The organism is Georgenia yuyongxinii (genome assembly GCF_006352065.1).
In the GTDB taxonomy this organism is placed as follows: Bacteria; Actinomycetota; Actinomycetes; order Actinomycetales; family Actinomycetaceae; genus Georgenia; species Georgenia yuyongxinii.
In genome coordinates this window covers 3,304,641-3,329,264 of the sequence record NZ_CP040915.1, presented here as the reverse complement: position 1 = coordinate 3,329,264, position 24,624 = coordinate 3,304,641, and the positions used below count along the sequence as shown (strand labels likewise).

At 70.7% G+C, this 24,624-nt stretch carries 21 protein-coding genes; 12 read left to right on the top strand and 9 right to left on the bottom strand.

Annotated elements, in window-relative coordinates; translation table 11 throughout:
• The first annotated feature begins 32 nt into the window (after nucleotides 1-32).
• Complete coding sequence (locus FE374_RS15070) at nucleotides 33-1,232, top strand: LCP family protein (RefSeq protein ID WP_230978336.1); 1,200 nt, start codon at nucleotides 33-35, stop codon at nucleotides 1,230-1,232.
• Nucleotides 1,233-1,340: 108 nt separating this feature from the next.
• Nucleotides 1,341-2,324 carry a UDP-glucose 4-epimerase GalE gene (gene galE / locus FE374_RS15065; RefSeq protein WP_139930004.1) on the top strand — a complete coding sequence of 328 codons (984 nt, stop codon included), beginning with the start codon at nucleotides 1,341-1,343 and terminating at the stop codon, nucleotides 2,322-2,324.
• 208 nt (nucleotides 2,325-2,532) lie between these two features.
• Here the strand turns inward: galE and FE374_RS15060 are convergent, their stop codons facing one another.
• Nucleotides 2,533-4,254 carry a PucR family transcriptional regulator gene (locus FE374_RS15060; RefSeq protein ID WP_168205718.1) on the bottom strand — a complete coding sequence of 574 codons (1,722 nt, stop codon included), beginning with the start codon at nucleotides 4,252-4,254 and terminating at the stop codon, nucleotides 2,533-2,535.
• 187 nt (nucleotides 4,255-4,441) lie between these two features.
• Here FE374_RS15060 and FE374_RS15055 point away from each other — a divergent pair, with 187 nt between their 5' ends.
• The gene (locus FE374_RS15055) at nucleotides 4,442-5,968 is read left to right on the top strand and encodes a CoA-acylating methylmalonate-semialdehyde dehydrogenase (protein WP_139930002.1); all 1,527 of its coding nucleotides are present in this window, start codon (nucleotides 4,442-4,444) and stop codon (nucleotides 5,966-5,968) included.
• A gap of 26 nt (nucleotides 5,969-5,994) precedes the next feature.
• Nucleotides 5,995-7,362 carry an aspartate aminotransferase family protein gene (locus tag FE374_RS15050; RefSeq protein WP_230978335.1) on the top strand — a complete coding sequence of 456 codons (1,368 nt, stop codon included), beginning with the start codon at nucleotides 5,995-5,997 and terminating at the stop codon, nucleotides 7,360-7,362.
• 184 nt (nucleotides 7,363-7,546) lie between these two features.
• On the opposite strand, the gene FE374_RS15045 is transcribed toward FE374_RS15050, so the two are convergent.
• The 8 genes from FE374_RS15045 to FE374_RS15010 form a co-directional block, all read right to left on the bottom strand.
• Nucleotides 7,547-8,482, bottom strand: coding sequence for an LLM class flavin-dependent oxidoreductase (locus tag FE374_RS15045; RefSeq protein WP_139930001.1), 936 nt, complete (start codon nucleotides 8,480-8,482; stop codon nucleotides 7,547-7,549).
• 139 nt (nucleotides 8,483-8,621) lie between these two features.
• A complete protein-coding gene (locus tag FE374_RS15040; RefSeq protein WP_139930000.1) occupies nucleotides 8,622-9,584 on the bottom strand; it encodes a ribokinase in 963 nt (320 codons plus the stop codon).
• Nucleotides 9,585-9,611: 27 nt separating this feature from the next.
• A complete protein-coding gene (locus FE374_RS15035; protein WP_139929999.1) occupies nucleotides 9,612-11,123 on the bottom strand; it encodes a tripartite tricarboxylate transporter permease in 1,512 nt (503 codons plus the stop codon).
• Entirely contained in the window at nucleotides 11,120-11,647 is a 528-nt protein-coding gene (locus FE374_RS15030; RefSeq protein WP_139929998.1) for a tripartite tricarboxylate transporter TctB family protein, read from the bottom strand. Before FE374_RS15030 ends, FE374_RS15035 begins: the two co-directional genes overlap by 4 nt.
• The gene (locus tag FE374_RS15025) at nucleotides 11,635-12,555 is read right to left on the bottom strand and encodes a dihydrodipicolinate synthase family protein (protein ID WP_230978334.1); all 921 of its coding nucleotides are present in this window, start codon (nucleotides 12,553-12,555) and stop codon (nucleotides 11,635-11,637) included. Before FE374_RS15025 ends, FE374_RS15030 begins: the two co-directional genes overlap by 13 nt.
• Nucleotides 12,556-12,708: 153 nt before the next feature.
• Complete coding sequence (locus tag FE374_RS15020; protein ID WP_139929997.1) at nucleotides 12,709-13,680, bottom strand: Bug family tripartite tricarboxylate transporter substrate binding protein; 972 nt, start codon at nucleotides 13,678-13,680, stop codon at nucleotides 12,709-12,711.
• An 81-nt stretch (nucleotides 13,681-13,761) separates the two neighbouring features.
• The gene (locus tag FE374_RS15015; RefSeq protein ID WP_139929996.1) at nucleotides 13,762-14,436 is read right to left on the bottom strand and encodes a GntR family transcriptional regulator; all 675 of its coding nucleotides are present in this window, start codon (nucleotides 14,434-14,436) and stop codon (nucleotides 13,762-13,764) included.
• Nucleotides 14,437-14,669: 233 nt separating this feature from the next.
• Nucleotides 14,670-15,425, bottom strand: coding sequence for a DeoR/GlpR family DNA-binding transcription regulator (locus FE374_RS15010; RefSeq protein WP_139929995.1), 756 nt, complete (start codon nucleotides 15,423-15,425; stop codon nucleotides 14,670-14,672).
• Nucleotides 15,426-15,644: 219 nt separating this feature from the next.
• Here FE374_RS15010 and FE374_RS15005 point away from each other — a divergent pair, with 219 nt between their 5' ends.
• From FE374_RS15005 to FE374_RS14970, 8 genes are all read left to right on the top strand, one after another.
• The gene (locus FE374_RS15005; protein WP_139929994.1) at nucleotides 15,645-16,691 is read left to right on the top strand and encodes a substrate-binding domain-containing protein; all 1,047 of its coding nucleotides are present in this window, start codon (nucleotides 15,645-15,647) and stop codon (nucleotides 16,689-16,691) included.
• Nucleotides 16,692-16,810: 119 nt separating this feature from the next.
• On the top strand, nucleotides 16,811-18,325 hold the full coding sequence (locus tag FE374_RS15000; protein ID WP_139929993.1) for a sugar ABC transporter ATP-binding protein: 1,515 nt from the start codon (nucleotides 16,811-16,813) through the stop codon (nucleotides 18,323-18,325).
• Nucleotides 18,322-19,407, top strand: a complete 1,086-nt coding sequence (locus tag FE374_RS14995; protein ID WP_139929992.1) for an ABC transporter permease — start codon at nucleotides 18,322-18,324, stop codon at nucleotides 19,405-19,407. The genes FE374_RS15000 and FE374_RS14995 overlap by 4 nt, the downstream gene beginning before the upstream one ends.
• Entirely contained in the window at nucleotides 19,404-20,471 is a 1,068-nt protein-coding gene (locus tag FE374_RS14990) for an ABC transporter permease (RefSeq protein ID WP_230978333.1), read from the top strand. Before FE374_RS14995 ends, FE374_RS14990 begins: the two co-directional genes overlap by 4 nt.
• Before the next feature lie 34 nt (nucleotides 20,472-20,505).
• Entirely contained in the window at nucleotides 20,506-21,507 is a 1,002-nt protein-coding gene (locus tag FE374_RS14985) for a dihydroxyacetone kinase subunit DhaK (RefSeq protein WP_139929991.1), read from the top strand.
• Nucleotides 21,508-21,511: 4 nt separating this feature from the next.
• Nucleotides 21,512-22,138, top strand: a complete 627-nt coding sequence (locus FE374_RS14980) for a DAK2 domain-containing protein (protein ID WP_139929990.1) — start codon at nucleotides 21,512-21,514, stop codon at nucleotides 22,136-22,138.
• A complete protein-coding gene (locus FE374_RS14975) occupies nucleotides 22,135-23,013 on the top strand; it encodes an NAD(P)-dependent oxidoreductase (protein ID WP_139929989.1) in 879 nt (292 codons plus the stop codon). Before FE374_RS14980 ends, FE374_RS14975 begins: the two co-directional genes overlap by 4 nt.
• 480 nt (nucleotides 23,014-23,493) lie before the next feature.
• A complete protein-coding gene (locus FE374_RS14970) occupies nucleotides 23,494-24,594 on the top strand; it encodes an acyltransferase family protein (protein WP_168205717.1) in 1,101 nt (366 codons plus the stop codon).
• Nucleotides 24,595-24,624 lie beyond the last annotated feature (30 nt).

Below are 24,624 nucleotides of genomic sequence, written 5' to 3'. Positions count from 1 at the left end.
GACGGATGTCGCTCGGTCGGGGACCAGAGGCGGTGGCGAAGGTGGGTATTGCGGGGGAGCGGCGCGGTGAGCCGGCCGCCGTCGTCGAGGAAGTCGATCGCGGCCGGGCGAGCCCAGAGGCTGGCGCACCACAGGGAGGCGACGACGACGCTCGAGCCGTCGCCCTCGCACTGCCGGAGAGCACGGAGCCGCGGCGCTCGCGGACGAAGGTCGCACTGTGGCTCGCCGCTGCCATCGTGGTCATGCTCGTGGCCGGGCTCGTCGGGACCGCCGCGTACATCCAGGGGCGGATCGAGGCCGGCATCGAGCGCATCGACGACCCGTTCGCGTCCCTGACCGACCGCCCGGACAACGGGTCCGGGACCGACTCGAGCGATCGGGCCGGCCCAGCGCCGTCTGCGGCGGTGAACATCCTGGTCCTCGGCTCCGACTCACGAATCTCGGCCGGCGATCCCACCCAGTGGAGCTACGGCGCGCAGCGCACCGACGCGATCATGGTCCTCCAGGTCTCCGGCGACCGGCAGCACGCCTACGTCATGTCCATCCCGCGCGACTCCTGGGTGGACATCCCCGGCCACGGGACGCACAAGCTCAACGCGGCGTACTCCTTCGGCGGTCCACCGCTCATGATCCAGACGGTCGAGGCGCTCACGGGCATCCACATCGACCACTTCGCCATCGCGGACTTCGAGTCCTTCTCGGAGCTCACCGACGAGCTGGGCGGCGTGGAGATCACCATGCCGAACGGGATGGACAACGCCGGCGTCGCGCTGCCGCCGGGCACGCACACGCTCGACGGCGAGGGGTCGCTCGCGTACGCGCGGCAGCGGTACGGCGTGCCCGGCGGGGACTTCGGCCGCGTCCAGCGCCAGCAGAACTGGATGCGCTCCATCCTTCAGGCGGCGTACCGGCGAGACGTCCTGACCGACCCGGTTGCGCTGGTCGGCCTGCTCGAGACGGTCGCGCGCACCGTCGCCGTGGACGAGGGCTTCACCATCGGCGAGATGCGCAACCTCGTGCTCTCGATGCGCAGTGTCCGCCCCGAGGACCTGACGTTCATGACCGCGCCATACACCGGCACCGGGCGCAGCCCCGACGGTGCGCAGTCCATCGTGCTGCTCGACGCCGCACGGTTGGACGCGCTGTGCCGTGCGTTCGCCGCGGACAGCGTGGCGAGCTATCTCGAGGTGAACCCTGGTGCCGTCGTCACGCTGGGTGCCGACGTTCCGTGAGGGGTGGGCAGTGGGAGCACTCGCGCGTCATGAGCTTCTGAGGAGTTCCTGAGCGCCAGCAGCCGCTGCGGTGCTCGCCCGGTAACGATGCGGCCGTAATGTGACGCCATGAGCACCCTGGTGATCGGCGGCGCCGGCTACATCGGCGCCCACGTGGTCCGTCTGCTGCTCGAGCGCGGGCAGGACGTCGTCGTCGTCGACGACCTGTCCACCGGCGCGGCCGATCGCGTGGGCCAAGCCACCCTGGCCGAGCTCGATGTGGCCGGGCCCGGTGCGCAAGAGACTCTCGAGAAGCTCATGGCCGAGCGTGGCGTCACCGCCGTCATCCACTTCGCCGCGAAGAAGCAGGTGGGGGAGTCGGTGGCCAGGCCCGCGTGGTACTACCAGCAGAACGTCGGGGGCCTGGCGAACGTGCTCGCCGCCATGGAGAACGCCGACGTGAAGCACATGATCTTCTCCTCCTCGGCGGCCACGTACGGCATGCCGGACGTCGCGCTCGTCACCGAGGACACGGACTGCCGCCCCATCAACCCCTACGGCGAGACCAAGCTCATCGGCGAGTGGATGCTCGCCGACTGCGAGCGGGCCTGGGGGCTGCGGTGGTCGGCCCTGCGGTACTTCAACGTCGCGGGCGCCGGGTGGCCCGAGCTGGGGGACCCGGCCGTGCTCAACCTCGTCCCCATGGTGCTCGATCGGCTTGAGCGTGGGGAGCGGCCGAAGATCTTCGGCGACGACTACCCCACGCCCGACGGCACGTGCATCCGCGACTACATCCACGTCCTCGACCTCGCGCAGGCGCACCTCGCGGCCATGGACTATCTCGAGGGCGACGCCGCGCTCGCCGAGCATGTCTTCAACGTCGGCACCGGCGAGGGTGCCTCGGTGCGGCAGGTCGTTGACACGCTCGGCGAGGTGTCGGGTTTGGACACGACGGCGGACGTCGAGCCGCGCCGTCCCGGCGACCCGCCCCAGCTCATCGCCTCCCCCGACCGGATCGGGAAGGTGCTCGGCTGGAAGGCCGAGCACCGCCTCGAGGACATCGTCCGCAGCGCATGGCAGGCATGGCAGGCGGGGCCGCGCCGGATCGGGTGATGGTCGAGCGCACATCGGCCCTCTCGTAGACCCGTCGGCGTCCCGCTCGACTCGGGCCGATGCCCATCTGACGCTGGATCGGCCACGCTGAACCGACGTCAGCGACGCTGACACCACCCACGTAGCCGCATCCCACCCGGGCGTGACTGCTGTGACTGCCGGGGCTTTCGGGAGCGAGGTCCGCCAACGCGCTGCGCCGGACGGTCACTCAGTCCACGGCTGGATCCCGCGCGGGCGGTGGAGGGCTCCCTGCCCCACGCGCGCCGACCTCTTTGGTCAGCAGCGCGACGTGCAGGCTGGTGCGCGTCTCGGCGTCCCCCAGGTCGGCGCCGAGCACTCGTTCGATGGTGTGCAGCCGTGCGTAGAGCGCTTGCCGGCTCAGGTGCGAGGTCCGCGCCAGGCCGGCGACGTTCCCGCCCGCCGCGAGGTACTCCCGCAGCAAAGGGACGAGAGCGGTGCTGTGGCGGTCGTCGTGCACGAGGAGCGGGGCCAGCTCACGCTCGGCGAAGGCTGTGAGCCGGGAGTCGTCGGCCAGCAGCATGAGCAGACCACGGAGGCGAATATCGGTGATGCGGTAGTAGTCCTGGCGGTGCGGTGCCGGCATGAGCGCCGCGGCGCGGGCCACGTAGCTGGCCTCCGGCAGGTCCGCGCCGGCCTGGACGAGGCGGTCGCGCTCGCGGGCGGTGGCGACCACATGGCCGCGCGTGCGCGACGGCTTGAGCGCAGCGGTCAGGCGGTCGAGCGCGCCGGCACCCGTGAGCTTCTCGGTCAGTGCCACCACCAGCCCGACGACGCCGTCCTCGAGCGGTCCGGTCAGCGCCGACAGCCCCGCAGTTGCCGCCGCGGTGGCGACCGCGTCGGCGAGCGCCTGTTCCCGCCGCTGGCCATCGAGCGGATCGTGATCGGCCGCCCCACCCCCCTTCCGTGACATGTCATCTTCTCCGCGAGACGTCATGACATGTCGCGGAGAAGATGACATCTCGTCGGTCGGGAGGGTGGGGGCGACGCACACCGCCAGGAACCGTGACGCCCGCGCCAGGCCCAGCACCTCGGCCGCCGCACGCAGGTCCTCCTCGTCGCCAGACCCGGCGCTCACAAGGCCGGTGAGGAACCGGTTCAGCGCCCGGGCGCGCAGCGCCGCCACGTCCCGCTCCATGAGGCGAGCGACGGCGAGCGCCTGCGCTGCCCGCTCCACCAGCATGCGCGCCGCCGCGGGCGGTACATCGGGGGAGCCCGCGAGGAGCAGCCGCGCCCACACGCCCTGCCGCGACCCCACGTCGGTGACCAGCCACCCGTGCTCGGGCACCTCCCGCGTCCCCGACCCGGCCACCACGCGCGAGCGCGCCGTCCAGTCCCGCAGCACGCGGGCACCCGCCCCGGCGTGGGCCATCACCTCGTGGGCGAGGTCCTCCAGGACGACGGCGCAGCCCGCCATCGCCGCGGTCCGCTCGACGATCGCCTGCGCGTCGGCGCCCTCGACGGCGGTCTCCGTGAAGACCTCGTGCACCCGTCGGGCGAAGGTGAGCAGGTCGTGCTGCTCGTCGACGATCTGCGCGTGCACCGCCTCGGTGATGGTGACGAACTTGACCACCTTGTGCAGGGCCACGACGGGCAGCGACGCCGCGGCGGCCTCGTCCACCATCACGCCCGGCACCCGGGCGAAGCGCCGGCCGAGCTCGACCACCAGCGCCGCCGCCCCGGCGCCGGCCACTGCGCGCACGTACCGCCGCTGCTTGCCTGGATCATCCGGCAGGGCCAGCAGCGTGGTGAGCAGCAGCTCCCCGCCGGAGAGCAGCGCGCCGGGGTCCGAGCCCTCGAACACGTGCACCCAGCGCACCGGCCGGTCGAGCTGGTCGGCGGCGCTGAGCAGCTCGGGATGGCCGGCCTGGACGGCCGGCGTGGCCAGCACCTGGCCCACTGTCATCGGCATGGAGACAGAGTGTACGGATCTCGTAGTGAACGCGGACACATTGCCTCTGGTCCGCGCGACCACAGCGGCACAGACTGATGACATCTCGCCGAGAAGATGACATCTCGCGCGCACGTGGCGCGCAGAAGATGACATCTCGCGGAGAACTTGACATCTCGCGCACATGAACGCACATGAAGGGGAACCCATGACCACCACGCAGACCACCACCACGAGCACCACCACAGCCCCCGCCTCGCACTGGCTCGACGGCAAGCCCTACGCCGGCACCTCCACCCGCACCGGCGAGGTGTTCAACCCCGCCACCGGCGAGGTCAGCTCCCTGGTGGCCTTCGCGGACGAGCAGGACGTCGCGGCCGCCGTCGCCTCCGCGAAAGCCGCCTTCCCCGCCTGGCGCGACACCTCGCTGACCAAGCGCACCCAGGTCCTCTTCGCCTTCCGCGAGCTGCTCAACGCCCGCAAGAACGAGCTCGCCGAGATCATCACCGCCGAGCACGGCAAGGTCCTCTCCGACGCACTCGGCGAGATCTCCCGCGGCCTGGAGGTCGTGGAGGTCGCCTGCGGCATCGCCCACCTGGTCAAGGGCGAGATGTCCGAGAACGCCTCCACCAACGTGGACGTGTACTCCGTGCGCCAGCCGCTCGGCCCGGTCGCGGTGATCTCCCCGTTCAACTTCCCGGCCATGGTCCCGATGTGGTTCTTCCCGATGGCCATCGCCGCCGGTAACACCGTGGTCCTCAAGCCCAGCGAGAAGGATCCCTCCGCCTCCTTGTGGATGGCCGAGCTCCTCGCCGAGGCCGGCTTGCCCGCCGGGGTCTTCAACGTGGTCCAGGGCGACAAGGTCGCCGTCGACGCCCTCCTCACCCACAAGGACATCAAGGCCGTCTCCTTCGTCGGCTCCACCCCGATCGCGAAGTACGTCTACGAGACTGCCACCGCCCACGGCAAGCGCGTGCAGGCCCTCGGCGGTGCGAAGAACCACATGGTCGTCCTGCCCGACGCCGACCTCGACCTCGCCGCCGACTCCGCCGTCAACGCCGGCTTCGGCTCCGCCGGCGAGCGGTGCATGGCTATCTCCGCCCTCGTCGCCGTCGGCCCGGTCGCCGACGACCTGGTCGCCAAGATCGCCGAGCGCAGCCACGGCCTGAAGATCGGCGACGGCCGCCGCAACTGCGACATGGGCCCGCTGGTCACCAAGCCGCACAGAGACAAGGTCGCCGGCTACATCGACGCCGGCGAGAGCGACGGCGCCACCGTCGTCGTCGACGGCCGCGACGTCCAGCCCGACGGCGCCGCCGGCGGCTTCTGGCTCGGCCCCACCCTGCTCGACCACGTCACCCCGGACATGAGCGTCTACACCGACGAGATCTTCGGCCCCGTGCTGTCGGTGCTGCGGGTGGAGACCTACGAGGAGGCGCTCGAGCTCATCAACTCCAACCCCTACGGCAACGGCACCGCGATCTTCACCAACGACGGCGGCGCGGCGCGGAAGTTCCGGACGGAGGTGGAGGTCGGTATGGTCGGCATCAACGTGCCGATCCCCGTGCCGGTGGCCTACTACTCATTCGGCGGGTGGAAGAACTCGCTGTTCGGCGACACCCACGCCTACGGCGTCGACGGCGTGCGCTTCTTCACCCGCACCAAGGCCATCACCGAGCGCTGGCTCGACCCCAGCCACGGCGGTATCAACCTCGGCTTCCCGCAGAACCACTGACGACGGCGATCAAGGAGACACCCACCGTGCCCGCACCCACCGACCCCGCTGCGAAGCGCGCCTACGAGCTCGACCGCGCCCACGTCTTCCACTCCTGGTCCGCCCAGGGCGCGCTCGACCCCATGGTCGTCACCCGCGCCGAGGGCTCCTACGTCTGGGACGGCGACGGGAACAAGTACCTCGACTTCTCCTCCCAGCTCGTCAACACCAACATCGGTCACCAGCACCCCAAGGTGGTCGCGGCCATCAAGGCGCAGGCGGACAAGCTGTGCACGATCAGCCCGTCCTACGCCAACGACGCCCGCTCCGAGGCCGCCCGCCTCATCGTCGAGCGCGCCCCGGAGGGCCTGAACAAGGTGTTCTTCACCAACGGCGGCGCCGAGGCGGTGGAGAACGCCGTGCGCATGGCGCGCCTGCACACCGGCCGGCAGAAGGTGCTGTCCACCTACCGCAGCTACCACGGCGCCACGACGACGGCGATCAACCTCACCGGCGACCCGCGCCGCTGGCCCAACGAGTTCGGCAACGCCGGGTTCGTGCACTTCTTCGGCCCGTTCCTGTACCGGTCGCCGTTCCACGCCACCACCGAGGCGGAGGAGTCGGCGCGGGCGCTGGAGCACCTCGAGCAGATCATCGCGTTCGAGGGCCCGGGCACCATCGCGGCGATCATCCTCGAGACCATCCCCGGCACCGCCGGCATCATGCCCCCGCCGCCGGGCTATCTCGCCGGCGTGCGCGAGCTGTGCGACCGCCACGGCATCATGTTCATCGCCGACGAGGTCATGTCCGGGTTCGGGCGCACCGGGGCCTGGTTCGCCGTCGACCACTACGACGTGACGCCCGACCTCATCACCTTCGCCAAGGGCGTGAACTCCGGGTACGTCCCGCTCGGCGGGGTGATCATCTCCGACGCGATCGCCACGACGTTCGACGAGCGGGTCTACCCAGGCGGGCTGACCTACTCGGGCCACCCGCTCGCCTGCGCCGCCGCGGTCGGCACCATCGAGGCGATGGCGGAAGAGGGCATCGTCGAGCACGCCGCCGAGATGGGGGAGCGTGTCATCGGCCCGCGCCTGCGGGAGATGGCCGAGCGGCACCCGGTCATCGGCGAGGTGCGCGGCCTGGGCGTCTTCTGGGCGCTCGACCTCGTGGTGGACCGCGACACCAAGGAGCCGCTGGCCCCGTACGGCGGGTCGTCGCCGGCGATGGGCGAGCTGCTGGGTGCGGCCAAGAAGGCCGGGCTGCTGCTGTTCAACAACTACCACCGCATCCACGTGGTCCCACCGTGCACCATCAGCGAGGCGGAGCTGGAGGACGGGCTGGCGATCCTCGACGAGGTGCTGAGCCTGGCGGACGCGCACACCACATCCGGGGCAGTCGTCACGGCGTCGTAGGACCTCCTCGCGCGCCGCGACCGAAGCGGCGCGGCCATGGGCCCGGGGCGGCTCTCCTTCGAGGAGAGCCGCCCCGTCGCCTCAGGTTCGTCGCGTGATCTCGTGGCGGTCGCGAAGGCGGTGACCCCGCGCCGGAGGTGCCGGGCGAACCCCTCCGGTCCTCAATACCCGGTGTCGCGCGTGGTCACAGCACAGCTGCTAGGCGGGTGAGCGCGGCCATGGGGTCGGGACCGGCGGGGATGAACAGGCTCGAGGTCACGCCCGCGCGGCCGAGCTCGTCGATCCGGTCGCGCACCTGCTCGGGAGTACCGGCCAGGGCGAGCAAGCGGACCCACTCCTCGGGCATCCGCGCGACGAACTCCTCCCGCGTGGAGCACCGGGCCCTCAGTGCGGCGAACTCCTCGGCGAAGGGCAGCGGCGCCAGGTGGGGGGCCCAGTCCGCCTCGCCGATCCACTCCAGGCCGGGGCGCACCGCCTCCACCGCCGCGTGCGGGTCGTCGTCGACGGCGCCGATGTTGTACGTCACCACACTGTGCTCGCCCGTGGGTGCGATCGATTCCAGCGCGGCCGCCGTGTACTCCGGTGTGACGGGCTCGGCCAGGATCGTGCCGTCCGCGATCTGGCCGGCCAGGGCGAGCGACCGAGGTCCACGTACCCCGAGCAGCAACGGCGGCACGGCGGCGGGCACCGCCGAGGGATCGAGACGCACGCCGCCGGCCTCGGCGCCGCCGAGCAGCGCCCGGAGCGCGGTCACGTACTCGGAGAGGAACGTCAGCGGCCGCTCCGGCCAGCAGCCGGCCTGACGCAACCAGCCGGGCATGCCGTGGCCGATGCCGACGTCCGTGCGGCCGGGAAAGAGCTGTTCGAGCGTGGCGATCTCCATGGCGGCGAAGGCGACGTTGCGGACGGCGGCGGGGAGGATGCCGATGCCGACTCGAATGCGGGTGGTGACACCCAGGACCGCGGTCGCCTGGACCAGTCCGCCGCGGTAGCCAAGGTCCTCCACGACCCAGAGCTCGTCGAAGCCCAACCGCTCGGCTGTGCGGGCGTACTCGAGGACGAGGGGAGACGGAAGGTCGCGTGGGAGAACCACGCCCATCCGCGGGCGAATAGTGGTCATGACATTGGTCTATCAGAGTGTCCGTATTTAGGGGAAAGCTGGTCAGTACATGGCCTCGACATATGGGGAGATTTGGCCAGACAAGGGATGAACTCTCCCCAGCTAGATGTGCTGACCTGCAAGGTCGAGAGGCCGGACGTCATACGACAGCGCCGAACATCGCTTCGACCTCCACGAGAGTCGGCGAGGAGGTCGAAGCGCCGCGGCGGGTGACCGCGACGGCTGCGACGGCGGTCGCCAGCTCGACTGCCTCAGTCAGGGACGCGCCCGCGGCCAGACGGACGGCAAGGGCGCCGACGAACGCGTCGCCCGCGCCCGTGGTGTCGGTCGCGGCGACACGGCGCGCCGGCACCCACACCGGCGGGCGGGCTCCGCCGTCGGGCGCCCGCTCCACGATCACAGAGCCGGCCGCGCCGAGGGTCAGGATCACCGAGCGAGGGCCCAGGGCGAGAAGCCGGGCGGCGAGGGAGTCGCCGCCGGGTGCCCCTTCGCCGTCGGGCGAGGTCGCGCCGTCGGCCGCCCCGGCCTCGGCGAGCAGGAACTCGGCCTCGGACTCATTCACCACCAGGGGATCGGCGACGGCGAGGACCTCGGCGGGCAGGGAAGCGGCCGGGGCCGCGTTGAGGACCACCCGGCCGGTGGCGCCGGCGGCCACCGCGGCGACGCTCTCCATCGGGATCTCCAGCTGCAGCACGACCACCGCGGCGGACGCCCACACGTCCTGCAGCCCGGTCAGCATCGCCGGGGTGACGTGCCGGTTGGCGCCGGGGGAGACCATGATCGAGTTCTCCCCGTCGGGGGTCACCGAGATGATCGCCGTCCCGGTGGGCGCGGCCACCGTGCGCAGCCCGGTCGCGTCCACCCCGGCGCCCTCGAGGGAGCCGCGCAGCAGACGGCCGTGGTCGTCGTCGCCGACGCACCCGAGGAACGCGACGCGCCCGCCGACCTTCCCGGCGGCGACCGCCTGGTTGGCGCCCTTCCCGCCGGGAGTGGTGACGACGTCGGAGGCGAGGATCGTCTCGCCAGGCGCGGGCCGGTGATCGATGTCGAGCACGAGGTCGGCGTTGGCCGAGCCGACGACGACCACCTGCGACTGCTCCATGGTTCCTGCTCCTGTTCTGTGCCCGTCTCAGACCGAGACGGTGTCCTGGTCGGCCGTCACGCTCGGCTTCGCGCCACGCTTCTTCCTGCCGCGACGCACCGTGCTCAGCAGCACGACCACGGTGAGGCCGAGCAGCGCGATCGAGATGGGGCTGCCCACCAGGCTCTCCGGGCCGCCGATGAGCAGCGCGCGGCGCAGGTTGCTCTCCGCGAGCGGACCGAGCAGCAGGCCCAGCACCACCGGGCCGGCCGGGATGGCCGCCCGCTTGAGCGCCAGGCCGATGAACCCGAACACCAACATCGTGGCGACGGTGAAGAGGTTGTTCGTGGTGGCGTAGGTGCCCACCATGCAGAAGATCAGGATGATCGCCCACAGGTACTGCGGCTTCATGTCGAGCAGCTTGACCATGCCCTTGGTCCGCAGCAGGCTCAGCCCGCCGGTGACGATGGTCGCGATGATCATGATCGCCGCGATGAGCACCACCATGTCCGGGTGCTGGGTGAACATCGACGGGCCGGGCTGGATGCCCCAGATGATCATCGAGCCGATCATCACGGCCATGACGGAGTCGCCCGGGATACCCAGCGCCATCGTGGTGGTCAGCGCGCCGCCCAGCGTGGCGCTGGACGCGCTGTCCGAGGCCGCGACGCCGCCGATGTAGCCGGTGCCGAACTTCTCCGGGTGCTTCGAGGCCGCCCGGGCCCGGTCCCAGCCGACGAGGCCGGCGATGTCGCCGCCCGCGGCCGGAACGATGCCCACGCCCAGGCCGACGGCGGTGCCGATCGCGGTCGGCTTGGCGATTTCCTTGAGCTCTTGTCTGTTCGGCCACCAGCGGCCCAGGCTCGAGATGGGCCGCACGCTGGTGGCGCGGTGGGTGAGCATCTGGTCGAGCACCTCGGCGATGCCGAACAGGCCGATGATGACCGCGATGAACTCCAGCCCGGAGCTCATGTCGTTGGAGCCGAAGGTGAACCGCGCGTCGCCGGTGATGGGGTCGCGGCCGATGACCGCGATGATCAGGCCGAAGAGCCCGGCGAGCAGGCCCTTGAGGATCGACTTCGAGGCGATCGAGATCATGATCGTCAGGCCGAAGAGGACGAGGGCGAACATCTCGGCGGGCCCGAACTTCAGGGCGAACGTGGCCACCGGCCGGGCGATGAGGATGAACATCAGCATGCTCGCCAGCAGCGCGCCCGTGGTGACCAGCGCCGAGACCACGAGCGCCAGCCCGGCCTGGCCGTTCTTCGCCATCGGGTAGCCATCGAGCGTGGTCGCGATCGACGCCGGCGTGCCCGGGGTGTTGACCAGGATCGACGGGATCCGGTCGCCGAACTGGCCGGCCACGTAGATGGTCAGCATCACGGCCAGGCCCTGCTCGGGCTCGAGCGAGAGGGTGAAGCCGCTGGCCAGCGCCACCGCCATGGTCATGGTGACGCCGGGGAAGAACCCGACGAGCAGGCCCAGGACGGTGCCGACAGCCATGCACAGCAGGAAGGTCGGGTCGGTGAAGGAGCTGAGTCCCTCGAGGAGTGTGCTCATAGCGGAACCCTCAGGATGACGTCGAAGAGGACGTAGATGACGGCGGTGACGGCCACCGGGAAGATGACCAGCCCGCGGCTGCGCAGCCCGTACGTGGCGAGCAGGCCCGCCAGGTAGATCGGGCACGCGATGATGAAGCCGACCGGCTCCCAGGCGACGAGGAAGAGCACCGAGAGCGCCGAGCTGATGAGCACCCGGTAAAGGCCCTCGCGGGTCCCGGACTGGAGGTCCTCACGCTCGCCCGGGGCCCGGACCAGCGCGAGGACGAGCAGCGCCAGGGAGATGGCGAGCGCGCTGCCGGCCAGGACGGCGGGCCACCAGCTCGGGGCCAGGCCACCGGAGTCGACCCGGGACTCGATGCCCTGGCTGAGCACCAGGACGACGACGGCGAGCGCCACCGCCAGCACCGCGATGAGCAGCTCGAGGCGGCGCGAGGCGGGCGCGACGTGCTTCTCATCGAGTGCGGGCTCGGCCTGCTCCGGCTCGCGGTGCCCGGTCGTCGGGGGCGTGGTCACTTGTTCCATCGCTCGAGCTCCCGCGCGATGGCGGCGCGGTCGTCGTCGGAGATGGGCTCGACGCCGGCGCGCACCGGGCCGGCCGGGAGACCCTGGAGCTCCAGGCCCGCCTTGAGGTGGGTGAGACTGCCGGCGCGGACGAGCCCGACGGCGCGGGCCACGTCCTCCTTGGCGGCGCTGACGCCGTCGGCGTCGCCGGCCCGCAGGGCACCGCGCAAGTTGAGGAAGGGCTGCGGGAAGACGGAGGAGACGCCGGAGATGATGCCCTGGCCACCGGCCGCGACGAGCTCGCCGTAGGCGATGTCGTTGCCGGAGAGCACCTCGAAGCCGGCCGGGGCGTTGGCGAGGTAGGCGGAGACCGACTCGTCGGACTCGCCGGAGATCTTCACGCCGGTCACGCCGACCTCGGCGAGGCGACCCAGCGCGTCGTGGGGGAAGACCGTCCAGGTGCGGGCGGTGAACAGGTAGGCGTAGACGGCGGCGCCCCCGGCGGCGTCGACCACCTGGCGGAAGTAGTCCACGACGGCGTCCAGCGGCGCGGGGAAGTAGTACGGGGTGATCGCGGCGAGCTTGCGGGCGCCAAGGGCGACGGCGGCCCGGGTCAGCTTGACGGCGTGCCGGGTGTGCGCGGCGCCGACGTGCAGGTAGGCCCGCTCGGCGCCGAAGGCCTCGAGCCCGGCCTCCAGGACGGCGAGGCGCTCGTCGTCCTCGAGGGTGGTGAACTCGCCGGTGGTGCCGGCGACGAACGCGCCATCGATGTCACGGGCGGCGAGGGCGGTGAAGAGGCGCTTCGTGCCCGGCACGTTCAGCGACCCGTCCGCGAGGAACGGGGTCGGGACGGCGGTGATGAGGTCGCTGCGCGAGGCGGCGGTCGCCGTCGGGTCGGTGAGCACGGACTGGGTCTCGGACGAGGGCACGGAAAGCTCCTTGGAGTGCGGGTGGGGGGTGCCGGGGCGCCGGCACGGGATGGCGTCGGCCTCGGTGGGCGGGTCGGCAGGGCGTCGGCCGGGCCGGAGGGGCCGGGGCGCCGCCGTGCGTGGCGGCGCCCCGGCCCCGGGTCCGGTCAGGCGTCAGTCGGCGAGGATCGTGCCGAACCGGGCGGCCTCGTCGGCGACGAAGCTCTGCGTCTCGGCCGCGGATCGCCAGGCGGGGATGTTGCCGGCCTTGGTGATCACGTCGACGTAGCTGTCGGAGGCGACGGCCGCCTCGACGGCGGCGTCGAGCACCTCGATGACCTCCTCGGGCAGCCCGGCGGGCGCGCCGAGCAGGCCCCAGCCGCCCATGGAGACGTCGATGCCGAGGTCCTTGGCGGTCTTGACGTCGGGCAGGGCGCCGGCAGGCTCGTCCGCGAGGACGGCGAGCACGCGGATCTGCCCGTCCTTGTGAGCCTGCGAGGTCTCGGAGACGCCCGCGATGACGGCGTCGACCTGGCCGCCGATCGCGGCGGTCACGGCGGGCGCCCCGCCGTCGAAGGGCACCGGCTTCAGGGCCGCCCCGGTCGCCTCGTTCAGGGCGGTGGTGACGGCGTGCCAGATGGACCCGGCGCCGGAGTTGGACACGGTGAGCTTGTCCGGGTTCTCGGTGGCGGCGTCGATGAGGTCCTGCAGGGTCTGGTACGGGCTGTCGGCCGGGACCGCGATGGTGGCGGGGACCGAGACGATCTGGCCGAGGTAGTCGTAGGCCTCGGGGTCGATGTCGTAGCCCTGGTGGCCGAGCATGACCGTCTCGACGGGCATGTAGCCGAGGGTGTAGCCGTCGGCGTCGGAGCCGGCGAGGGAGGACAGGCCGACCGAGCCGGCGCCGCCGGTGCGGTTCTCGACAATGACGGAGACGTCGAGGGTGTTCTCCATCTCGGCGGCCAGGGTGCGGGCCGCGAGGTCGGAGGCGCCGCCGGCGTCGTAGGGCACGACGAGGGTGATGTCGTCGGTCGGGTAGTCCGCCGAGGCCTCCGCGTCGCCCTTTGCCGACGAGCAGGCGGCGAGCAGGGAGGTGGCCGCGGCGACCGCGATGAGGGACGAGGTGGTGCGCTTGGACATCTTCATGGTGAAGGTCCACTCCTTCGTGGTGGTGGTGGTGATTGGTGGTGGTGGTGGTGGTGGTGGGGTTGGGGACAGCGGGGGACGTCAGCTGGCGGGCGCCGCGACCTCGGCCTCGTAGAAGGTCCGCACGCGCCGGCGCGCGTTGTCGAGGTGCTCGGTCAGCTCGTAGAGGGCCGGGCCGGGATCGCCGGCCCGGATGAGGTCGGCCAGGGTGTAGTGGCTGCCGATCGATGGCGCGAGGTCCTGGTAGGTCTCGCGTGACGAGCGGAGCACCATCTCGATGCTGGGCCGGTACTGCGCCCAGATGGCCGTGAGCCGGCTGTGGCCGGCGGCCAGGTAGAAGCTGGAGTGGAAACGGAGGTCTGCCTGGGCGAACGCCTCGGCGCCGCCGGTCGTGACGGCGGCCTCCATGCGGCGCAGGGCGGCTTCGAGCCCGGCGAGCAGCGTCTCGGGGTCCCGGTCCATCGCCAGGCCCAGCGCCGTCGACTCGAGCATGTGCCGCAGCGAGAAGAGCTCGTCGATGTCCGTCCCGGTGAGCCCGCGGATCTCGGCGCGGCGTCCGCGGACGGTCACCAGGCCCTCGGCGGCGAGGATCCTCAGGGCGTCGCGCACGGGGCCGCGGCTGACGCCGAACTGGTTCGCGAGGGCCTCCTCCACCACCGGCGTGCCGCCGGCGACCCGGCGGGTGGCGATGAGGTGCCGCAGCTCGCGGGCGACCTGCTCGCCCAGCGAGTCCTGCTTGATGGGGGTGATCTGCATGGCGGCTTGACCTCGTTGTTAACCGTTAACTGTTGACCGTTATTGGATATAACACCTGTGAGGTCCGTTACGTCAAGTTCGCCCTGGGGCGAGCAGCCCGGAGCCGCGCCGCTCACGCTCGTGAGATGGGAGGCGCGCGCACCCGAGGGCCGCCGCCACCGCGTCGATGATCAGGCAGCGCAGCGGCGCGCCTGCCTCGCACGCAGCGGAGGGTCGTCTCGGTGAGCCGGTCGCTAGCTGGAGCGCGCAACCGCCCGGATCAGCGGCACGGGGAACCGTGCTGCCCGAATCGGGTCGAGCGTGTCGTCCGTGATGCCCGCGGTGAAGCTCTCGAACCCGAAGACCTTGAAGAGCGCGTCGCGGCCGAACTTCGTCGAGTCTGCGACGAAGAACGCCTCAGAGGCGATGGAGCGCATCTTGCGCTTGAGCTCGATGGCGTAGCTGCTGCTCGCATAGATGCCGTCATCCATGACGGTGCCGGCGCCGAAGATCGCGACATGCACCCGCATGGTCTCCAGCTGCTGGATCGATGTCGGCCCCCACATGGAGGTGCTGGTCGGGAGCAGCTCACCGCCGACGAAGACGAGGTTGATCTGCGGCTTCGTCGAGATCTCCAGGCCGACGTGCAGATCGTTGGTGACGACCGTCAGCCGGTGATGGTCCAGATGCCGGGCGACCTGGAGGCACGTGGACCCGCCGTCCAGGAGGATCGTCTGACCCTCCAGGATACGTTCCGCCATCGCTGCGCCGATCGCACGCTTCTCCGCCAGCTGGGGATCGCGGTCGGTCACCCGCTGCGCCGTGTCGCCGTCGCTGGGCAGGGGGGCGGCGGCGCCGCCGTGCGTCCGGATCACCAGGCCCTCGTCGGCCAGGCGGTCGAGGTCGCGGCGGATGGTGGAGGTGTCCACCGCGAATCTGCGGGCGAGCATGGTGACGCTCTGGAAGCCGCGCTCCTCGATGAGCTCGGCGATCTGCTGGCGGCGCGACATCGTTGACCTTCCGCTGGATCTGGGCACAGGTTAGCAAACCTGGATGCATGGAGACGCGCAAGATGTGCACGAAACTGTGCAGATTCTTGCACGATCGATTTGCAAGTTCGCGCAATGACCCTCTAACGTCTGCCCTAGTCAGAGCATCTGACGGCACGAATCTAGGATGTGATGCGCGGACACAGGCGTCTCTGCGCACGATCACGAGGGAGTGAACGCATGAGGAACAAGCGCACCGCCGGTGTCATCGCCGCGGGTCTGGCGACCCTGCTCATGGCTGCTTGTGGGTCGGTGAACGATGGCGCCGCGGCGTCCGGCGACAAGAGCGCGGGAGGTGGCAGCGAAAGCTCCGACCTCACGATGGTGACGGTCGTCAAGGTCAAGGGCATCGCCTGGTTCGACCGCATGGACGAGGGCGTCGTCGCGTACGGCGAGCGCACGGGGATCGACACGCGCACCGAGGGCGGCGACGACGTGTCCCCGGAGAAGCAAATCCAGATCATCCAGGACCTGATCGCCCAGAAGCCGACTGCCATCACCGTCGTGCCCAACTCGCCCCAGGCACTGTCCGCGGTGCTCGCCCAGGCGCAGGCCCAGGGCATCATCACCGTGGCGCACGAGGCGACCGGCATCGAGAACGTCGACATCGACATCGAGGCGTTCGACAACGCCGACTACGGCGTCGACATCCTCGAGAACCTCGCGCAGTGCATGGGTGAGGAGGGCGAGTACGTCCAGTTCGTCGGCGGTCTTACCGCGAAGACCCACATGGAGTGGGTCGGCGCCGCGCACGACTACCAGCTCGAGAACTACCCAGACATGACGCGCGTCGAGGAGCCGATCGAGAGCACCGACAACGAGACCGCAGCGTACGAGAAGGCCAAGGAGATCCTCGCGAAGTACCCCAACCTCAAGGGCTTCCAGGGCTCTGCCGGCAACGACGTGCCGGGCATCGCACGCGCGATCGAGGAGGCCGGTCTGGAGGACACCGTCTGCAACATGGGCACGTCCATCCCCTCGGCTGCCGCGAAGTACCTGGAGACCGGCTCGATCGACAAGATCTTCTTCTGGGACCCGGCGCTCGCCGGTGAGGCTCAGCTGGAGATCGCCCGCATCCTCGCCGAGGGCGGCGTGATCGAGGAGGGGACCGACCTGGGCATCGAGGGCTACACCAGCCTTCGCAAGATGGACGGGTACGACAACGTGTTCGTCGGCAATGCCGGCATCGCGGCCGACGCCGAGGCCGCGAAGCAGTACGCGTTCTGATCCGGTCCACCAGCGCGGGGCGGACGCACCGGTCCGCCCCGCGCTGGTGGTGGCAGGCGCGCGCGGCACGACAGCTGGCGAGACGCGCACGGCATCCCAACCGTTGAGAGGCGCACGGCATGACAACCACCACCCTTCCGGGTACCCCGGCACCCGTCCTCGAGGTGCGCGACATCGTCAAGACGTTCGGTGGCGTGACCGCCCTGGGCGGGGTGTCGATCGGTCTTCGCCCCGGTGAGGTCCTGTGCCTCGCCGGCGAGAACGGCAGCGGGAAGTCCACCCTGATCAAGATCATCTCCGGCGCCGAGAAGCCGGACTCGGGCTCGATCGTCGTCGACGGCAAGACGTTCACGTCGATGGACACCACCGACGCCATCAAGAGCGGGATCCAGGTCATCTACCAGGACTTCTCGCTGTTCCCCAACCTCACCGTCGCCGAGAACATCGTCTTCACCTCAGCGGTCGCCTCCCGGCGGCGCCTGCACAACCCGCGGGCCGCCCGGCCCGCCGCCCAGCGCGTCGTGACCGACCTCGGCCTCACCCTCGACCTCGACGCCGACGTCGAGACGCTCTCGGTGGCGGACAAGCAGCTGACGGCGATCTGCCGCTCCCTCGTCGATGACGCCCGGGTGATCATCATGGATGAGCCCACCACGGCCCTGACCCACACCGAGGTGCAGCGTCTGTTCGCCATCGTCGAGCGGCTGCGCGCCCGGGGCGTGGCGTTCATCTTCGTCTCCCACAAGCTGGACGAGGTCCTGGCGATCTCCGACCGGGTGACCGTCCTGCGTTCGGGACGGCACGTCATCACCAGCCCGGCGGCAGAGCTCGGCCTGCGGTCGATCGCCGAGCACATGACCGGCCAGGAGGTCGACGACACCCGCCGCGTCAGCGAGCTCAGGCCCGACGCCCCGCCGGTGCTCGAGGTGGAGCACCTCAGCCTCCCCGGCGCCTTCCACGACGTCTCGTTCACGTTGCGCCGTGGCGAGATCCTCGGCCTCACGGGCCTGCTCGGCTCCGGCCGCACCGAGATCGCCGAGTCGCTCTTCGGTGTCCATCCCTACGAGTCCGGCACGGTGAAGGTCGACGGCGTGGGGAGCCGCCTGCGCAGCATCGACGACGCGATCGCGGCTGGGATCGGGTATGTGCCGGAGGACCGCCTCACCCAGGGCCTCTTCCTGGAGAAGTCCATCGCGGACAACATCATCGCCAGCTCCGCGGACCGCCACCGCACCAAGTGGCGCACACTCGACACGCGCGCCATCCGCCAGACCATCGACCGGCTCTTCCAGCGCCTGCGCGTGAAGGCCCCGAACGTCCACGCACCGGTGCGCTCCCTCTCAGGCGGCAACGCCCAGCGCGTGGTGCTCGCCAAGTGGCTCGCCCGCGGTCCGAAGGTGCTCATGCTCAACGGGCCCACGGTGGGCGTGGACGTCGGGTCGAAGTCCGAGATCCTTGACATCCTGCGCGCCCAGGCGGCCGACGGGATGGGGGTCATCGTCATCTCCGACGACGCCCCCGAGCTCGTCGCCTCCTGCCACCGCGTGCTCGTGGTGCGTCACGGGCGCGTCGTCGACGTGCTCGAGGGCGGCGACGTCGACGTCGAAAGTATCCGGAAGAAGGTTGCAGCATGAGTGCGCTCGAGTCGCCCACGCCGTGGTTGCGCCGCCTACGGGGGCGCAACAACGAAGGGATCCTCGCCCTTGTCCTGATCGTGCTGGTCATCGGCATGTCGATCGCCAACCCGGTGTTCTTCACCGTGCCGACGGCGTTCAGCATCGTGCGCAGCGCGATCGTGCCGCTGATCTTCGCCCTCGGCGTGCTGCTGGTCATCATCTCCGGCGGCATCGACATGTCGTTCGCCGCCATCGCGGTGGCAGCGGCCTACACGACGATCAAGGTGCAGCTGGCCGGCGGGTTCGATCTCGGCCTCGTCGGCGCGTTCGTCCTGGCCCTGGCCATCGGCGCCGGGCTGGGCTCGATCAACGGCTTCCTCATCGCACGGTTCCGCCTGAACACGATGATCGTCACGCTGGGCACCCGGGGCATCTTCACCGGTGCGCTGCTCACGTACGTCGGCTCGCGCTACATCGCCAACCTCCCGGACGGCATGGCCTCGGTGTCGACCACCAACCTCATCCATGCGCAGACGAGCGCCGGGAACTCCTACCTGCACGTGATGGTGGTCCCCGCGATCCTGCTCGCGGTGCTCATCGCGTGGGTCCTGCGTCGCACCATGTTCGGCCGCAGCATCTACGCGATCGGCGGTGACACCGAGGCAGCCCGCCGCGCCGGCATCCGGGTGGTACGCACCCAGGTGCTGATGTACGTGCTGGTCGGGATGATGGCCGCCGTCGGCGGGATGATCTACATGATCATGGGCCGCAGCGGCACGCCGCAGGAGCTGGTCGGCGGCGAGCTCGACATCATCGCCGCCGTCGTCCTCGGCGGGGCGTCCATCTTCGGCGGCCGGGGCTCCGTCACGGGGACCGTGCTCGGTGTCCTCCTGATCCAGGTCATCAACAACAGCCTCATCCTGGCCGGGGTGCCCAGCGCCTGGCAGCGCACAGCGGTCGGCCTGCTCCTCGTGATCGGCGTGGGCGTCCAGGCGGTCGCGGCCCGGCGCGCCGCGCGCACCATCCGCACGCTGGATCCCGACGACGACGCCGAGCGCCCGGCGGAGACCAGCTTCGAGCACGAGAAGGTGACGGCATGAACGACACTCAGCCCTCGATGCGGCGGCTCAACCGGTCCGTCGACACCCGGTGGCAGGACCTGCTCGCCTCGGTCCACGTGGACCGCAGCGCGCGGCGGATGCTGCTGCTCGTCGTCGCGGCGTTCGCGCTCTTCACGGTGCTCAACCCCTCGGTGTTCCTTAGCCCGATCAACCTGCAGAACATCGCGCTGGCGTCGCCCGAGGTCGGCGTGCTCGCCCTGGCGATGATGCTCGCGATGCTCAGCGGCGGCATCGACCTCTCGCTCGTGTCGATCGCGAGCCTCACCGCGATCACCATGTCCACGCTCTACACGGCGGTCGCGGCGAACGACCCGGCCCAGGCCGACCAGCTGTTCCCGGTGATCGTGCTCGCGGGAGTTGGGGTCGGGCTCCTCGGTGGCCTCATCAACGGCATCCTGGTGGCCAAGGTCGGGATCACCCCGATCCTCGCGACGCTGGGCACGATGCAGATCTACAACGGCATCGCGGTCGCCTGGACCGGCGGCAAGACGCTGTACGGGGCGCCGTCGGGACTGACCGCCTTCGGCCAGTCGACGTTGGGCGGGGTGCCCACCCTGTTCGTCGTCTTCATCCTCGTCGCCCTGGCCCTCGGCCTGGTCGTCAACCGTACGCCGCTCGGCCTGAAGGTGACCCTGCAGGGCGCCAACCCCACCGCGGCGCGCTTCTCCGGCATCAACAGCACCCGGGTGCTCATGGGCACGTACCTGCTCACCGGCCTGCTCGGGTCCGTCGCCGGGGTGCTGTTCCTCGGCCGCAACCCCACCGCCTCGGCCGACTACGGCGCCTCGTACTTGCTGCTCGTCGTCGTCATCGCCGTCCTGGCGGGCACCAACCCCAACGGCGGGTTCGCGACGGTGTTCGGGGTCGTCCTGGCGACCCTCACGCTGCAGATCGTCCAGAGCGGCTTCACCGCCGTCCGTCTCTCCGCCTTCGAGTACGCGATGGCCCAGGGCCTCATCCTCGTGGCGGTCATGGTCCTCGACCAGGTCAAGTGGCGCCGCCGCCGTCGGCCGAGACGCGCGGTCGCGGCCACCAGCGCTTGACCGTCATCCCTAGCTGTTCGACGAAAGGAACGTCATGAAGAAGATCATCAACAAGCCCGAGAACTTCGTCGACGAGATGATCGAGGGCATCCTCCTGGCCCACCCCGACCAGGTGAAGACCCCCGGCGACGACCCCCGCATCCTCGTGCGGGCAGACGCCCCGGTCGCCGGCAAGGTCGGCATCGTCACCGGCGGCGGCTCCGGCCACCTGCCGCTCTTCAAGGGCTACGTCGGCAAGGGCCTCGCCTCCGGGGTCGCGATCGGCAACGTCTTCAGCTCGCCCAGCTCGCAGCAGTGCTTCGAGGCAGCGAAGGCCGTCGACGGCGGCCGTGGCGTGCTGTACCTGTACGGCAACTACGGCGGCGACGTCTTCAACTTCGACCTCGCCGCCGACCTTGCCGAGCTCGAGGACATCGAGACCCGTACCGTGCTCGGCCGCGACGACGTCGCCAGCCAGCCGAAGGAGCGCAAGCACGACCGCCGCGGCGTCGCAGGCATCTTCTTCGCGTACAAGGCCGCGGGTGCCGCCGCCGAGCGTGGCGACAGCCTTGAGGAGGTCGCCGCGGTCGCCGAGGACGTCGTCGAGCACACCGCGACGATGGGCATCGGGCTGGCCCCGACCATCCTGCCGACCACGGGCGAGCCGAGCTTCGACCTGCCCGACGGCGAGATGGAGATCGGCATCGGGATCCACGGCGAGCCCGGCATCCACCGCGGCCCGCTCGAGACCGCGGACGAGATCACCGAGCGCCTCGTCACCGCGCTCGTCGCGGACCTGGAGGTCACGTCGGGCGACCGCGTGGCCGTGCTCGTCAACGGGCTGGGCGCCACGCCGCTGGAGGAGCTCTACGTCATGTACCGCCGCGTGCACCAGCTGCTCGCTGACCGCGGCATCGCCATCGAGCGCAAGTACGTCGGCGAGTACGCCACGAGCCTGGAGATGGCCGGCGCCTCCATCTCGCTGCTCAAGCTCGACGACGCCCGCCTCGCCCTGCTCGACGCGCCCGCCGCGTCCCCGTTCTTCCAGGAGGTCTGATCCCATGCATTCCACAGAGCTTGTCGGCGCCATCCAGCGCAGCCTGGCCGAGCTGGTCACGCACGCCGACGAGCTGCGCGACCTCGACCAGGCCCTGGGCGACGGCGACCTCGGCATCACCATCTCGCTCGGCGCCAACGCCGTCATCGAGGCGCTCGGCGCCATCGACGAGGGTGCGACGCCCGCCGAGATCGCCCGGGCCGCCGCGAAGGCGTTTGCCAACGCGAACCCGTCCACGATGGCGGCGCTCGTTGCCGGCGGGCTGCTCGCCGGGTCCAAGGCATGGGCCGACGTCGAGGAGGTAGACGTGGCGGCCGCCGCACGGTTCGTCCGGGCCGCCGGCGAGAACATCGCCCAGCGCGGCAAGACGCAGCTGGGGGACAAGACGATCCTCGACGCGATCCTGCCCGCGGCCGACGCGCTCGCCGCCGCGCCGGACGGCGCCAGCGGTCTCGCGGACGCCATCGCGGCGGCCGAGAAGGCCGTGGTCGACACCCGCGACCTGCAGTCCCGGCGCGGCCGGGCGTCCTGGCTGCAGGAGCGCAGCATCGGCCTGCAGGACCCGGGCGCCACCGCCATGTTGCGGTTCCTCGAGTCCTGGCAGACTGCGGAAGCGGTGGTGGCGTCATGAGCGCTGTCGCGGTTCTCGGGCTGGGCACCATGGGGCGCGGCATGGCCGTGAACCTGGTGGCGGCCGGGCACGTGGTCACGGTGTGGAACCGCACCGCAGGCGCCGAGGTCTCCGGCGCGCGGACGGCGGCGTCGATCGCTGACGCCGTGCGCGACCAGGACGTGGTGCTCTACTGCCTCTCGGACGACGCCGCCGTGCGTGCCGTCGCCATGGGGGAGGACGGCGTGCTGGCCCACGTCGAGGCACCCACCGTCGTCGTCGACATGTCCACGATCAGCGCGTCGCTCAGCGACGAGGAGCACGCGGCCTACGCCGAGCGTGGCATCGCGATGCTCGACGCCCCGGTGTTCGGGTCGAAGGGCGAGGCGGAGGCCGGCGGGCTGTGGGTGGTCGTGGGCGGCGACGACGAGACGGTCGCCCGGGTGCGTCCCGTCCTCGATGCCGTCAGCGAGTCGGTGCACCACATGGGGCCGGCGGGCTCAGGCGCCCGCATGAAGCTCGTGGGCAACCTGCTCGTCGCAGCCCAGCTGCAGTCCCTGGGGGAGGGCCTCACCCTCGCCCGGGCTGCCGGGCTCGACCTGCGCAAGGTGCTCGACGTCGTCGCCGTGACGGACTTCCGCACCCCGATCTACGACGGCGTCGGCGCCTCGATCCTGAAGGACGACTACTCGCCGGCTTTCGCGCTGCACCTGATGCGCAAGGACGTCGCTCTGATCGGGCACCTCGCCAAGCAGGTCGGCGCGCCGGTGCCCGGGGCGTGGGTGGCGGCCGAGACGCTGGAGATCGCCGCGGCGGAGGGGCTCGGCGAGCTCAACGCTTCTGCTCTTGTCAAGGTCCTGGCCGACAAGGCGGGCGTCGACCTCGCGCAGCGCTGAGATGAAGCGCACGCCGGTGGCGCTCGGTGACGCTCGGTGACGCTCTGTGAAGCCCACGCCGTACCGGCTCCGGCGTCACAAGTAGCCAAACAACGCAGACCGAATTAGCCTCGAAACGGCGCCCTCGTCCGGCCCGGGACCGCGGGACGGGCGGGGGCGTCGCCGCGGCTCTGGGCACTGCGGGCCCGCTTCCGGGCTCCGGAACCGCGCCGTGCACGTCTTCGGCGCCGGGAACGGCGCCGTTCCCGGCGCCGCGGGGAACATCCGTCAGGCAAGCCCTGACGGATGTTCCCCGATGTGCGCGTGGTCTCGGCGTGGCCGACTTCATCGGCATCGCCGCCGCGGCGCACCGCCCCGCTCCACCGTGACCGAATCGTGATATTCCGGTGGCAGGTCCGTAGGGCCGCACCTAGCGTGGAATGAATGGCAACCACGCTCCGCCTCCGCACGTCGACGCCTGACCTGGGTAAACACCCAAGGATGACGGCGTACGACCGTCCTCGGCTCTACGCGATCGACGGCATCCGGTTCCTCGCCGCCGTCGGCGTCATGCTCTACCACTTCACCGCACGCTGGTCGCAGGTGTGGGGAGACGACCCCGGACACGTCTTCCCCGAGACCGGCCCGGTCCTCATCTACGCCGTGCTCGGCCCAGAGCTGTTCTTCGTCGTCTCCGGCTTCGCGATCCTCATGACCGCCTGGGGCCGGGACGTGCCGTACGTCGTCGCCTCCCGGCTCGCCCGGCTGTACCCGCCGTACTGGATCGCCGTCGTCGCCACCTCGGTGCTGCTGCTGTTTATCTGGCCCGCCGGGAAGGACATCAGCGTCCACGAGGCGCTGGTCAACCTCACCATGCTCCAGGAGCTCTTCGACGTCCGGCACGTCGACGGCGTGTACTGGACCCTGTGGGTGGAGCTGCGGTTCTACCTGATCATGGTGCTGCTCGTGGAGTGGGGGATCACCCGGAAGCGGCTGCTGTGGCTGTGCGCGCTGTGGCCGGTGGTCGCGCAGGTGGCGCTCGAGCTCGGGTGGGAGCACGCCAGCACCGCCCTGGCCGACGGCTACGCCCCCTTCTTCGCCGGCGGCATGCTCCTCTACCTCATGCACCGCGAGGGCCACGCGGTCGTGCCGTGGCTCCTGGTGGTCATGAACGTCGGCCTGGCGGTGCGCAACACGGTCCCGTGGCAGATGACCTCGGTGACCACCAACACCGTCTTCACCCCCAACCCGTGGGTGCTCGGGGTGCTCACCGCGGGCTGCTTCGCGGCGATCGCCGTCATCGCGCTGACCCGCGTGCAGCACCTGCGGGCGCCGTGGCTCATGACGTTCGGCGCACTGACCTACCCGCTGTACCTCATCCACGAGTACTGGGGCTGGTGGGCGATCGACCTGCTCGCCCCGCATGCCAACCGGTGGGTGGTCCTCGCCGCCGCCTGTGCCCTCGCGGTGGTCTTGGCGATCGGGCTGCACGCCCTGGAGAAGCGGCTCAGCCCGCGCATGCGTCGTTCGGTTGAGACTTCCTTGCGGCGGGCCCGGCCAGCCCTGTCGCCGCGGACGAATCGGTCAACCGTCCACAGCTAGTCCTGCGAGCTGTAGCACGCTCCGCTACGC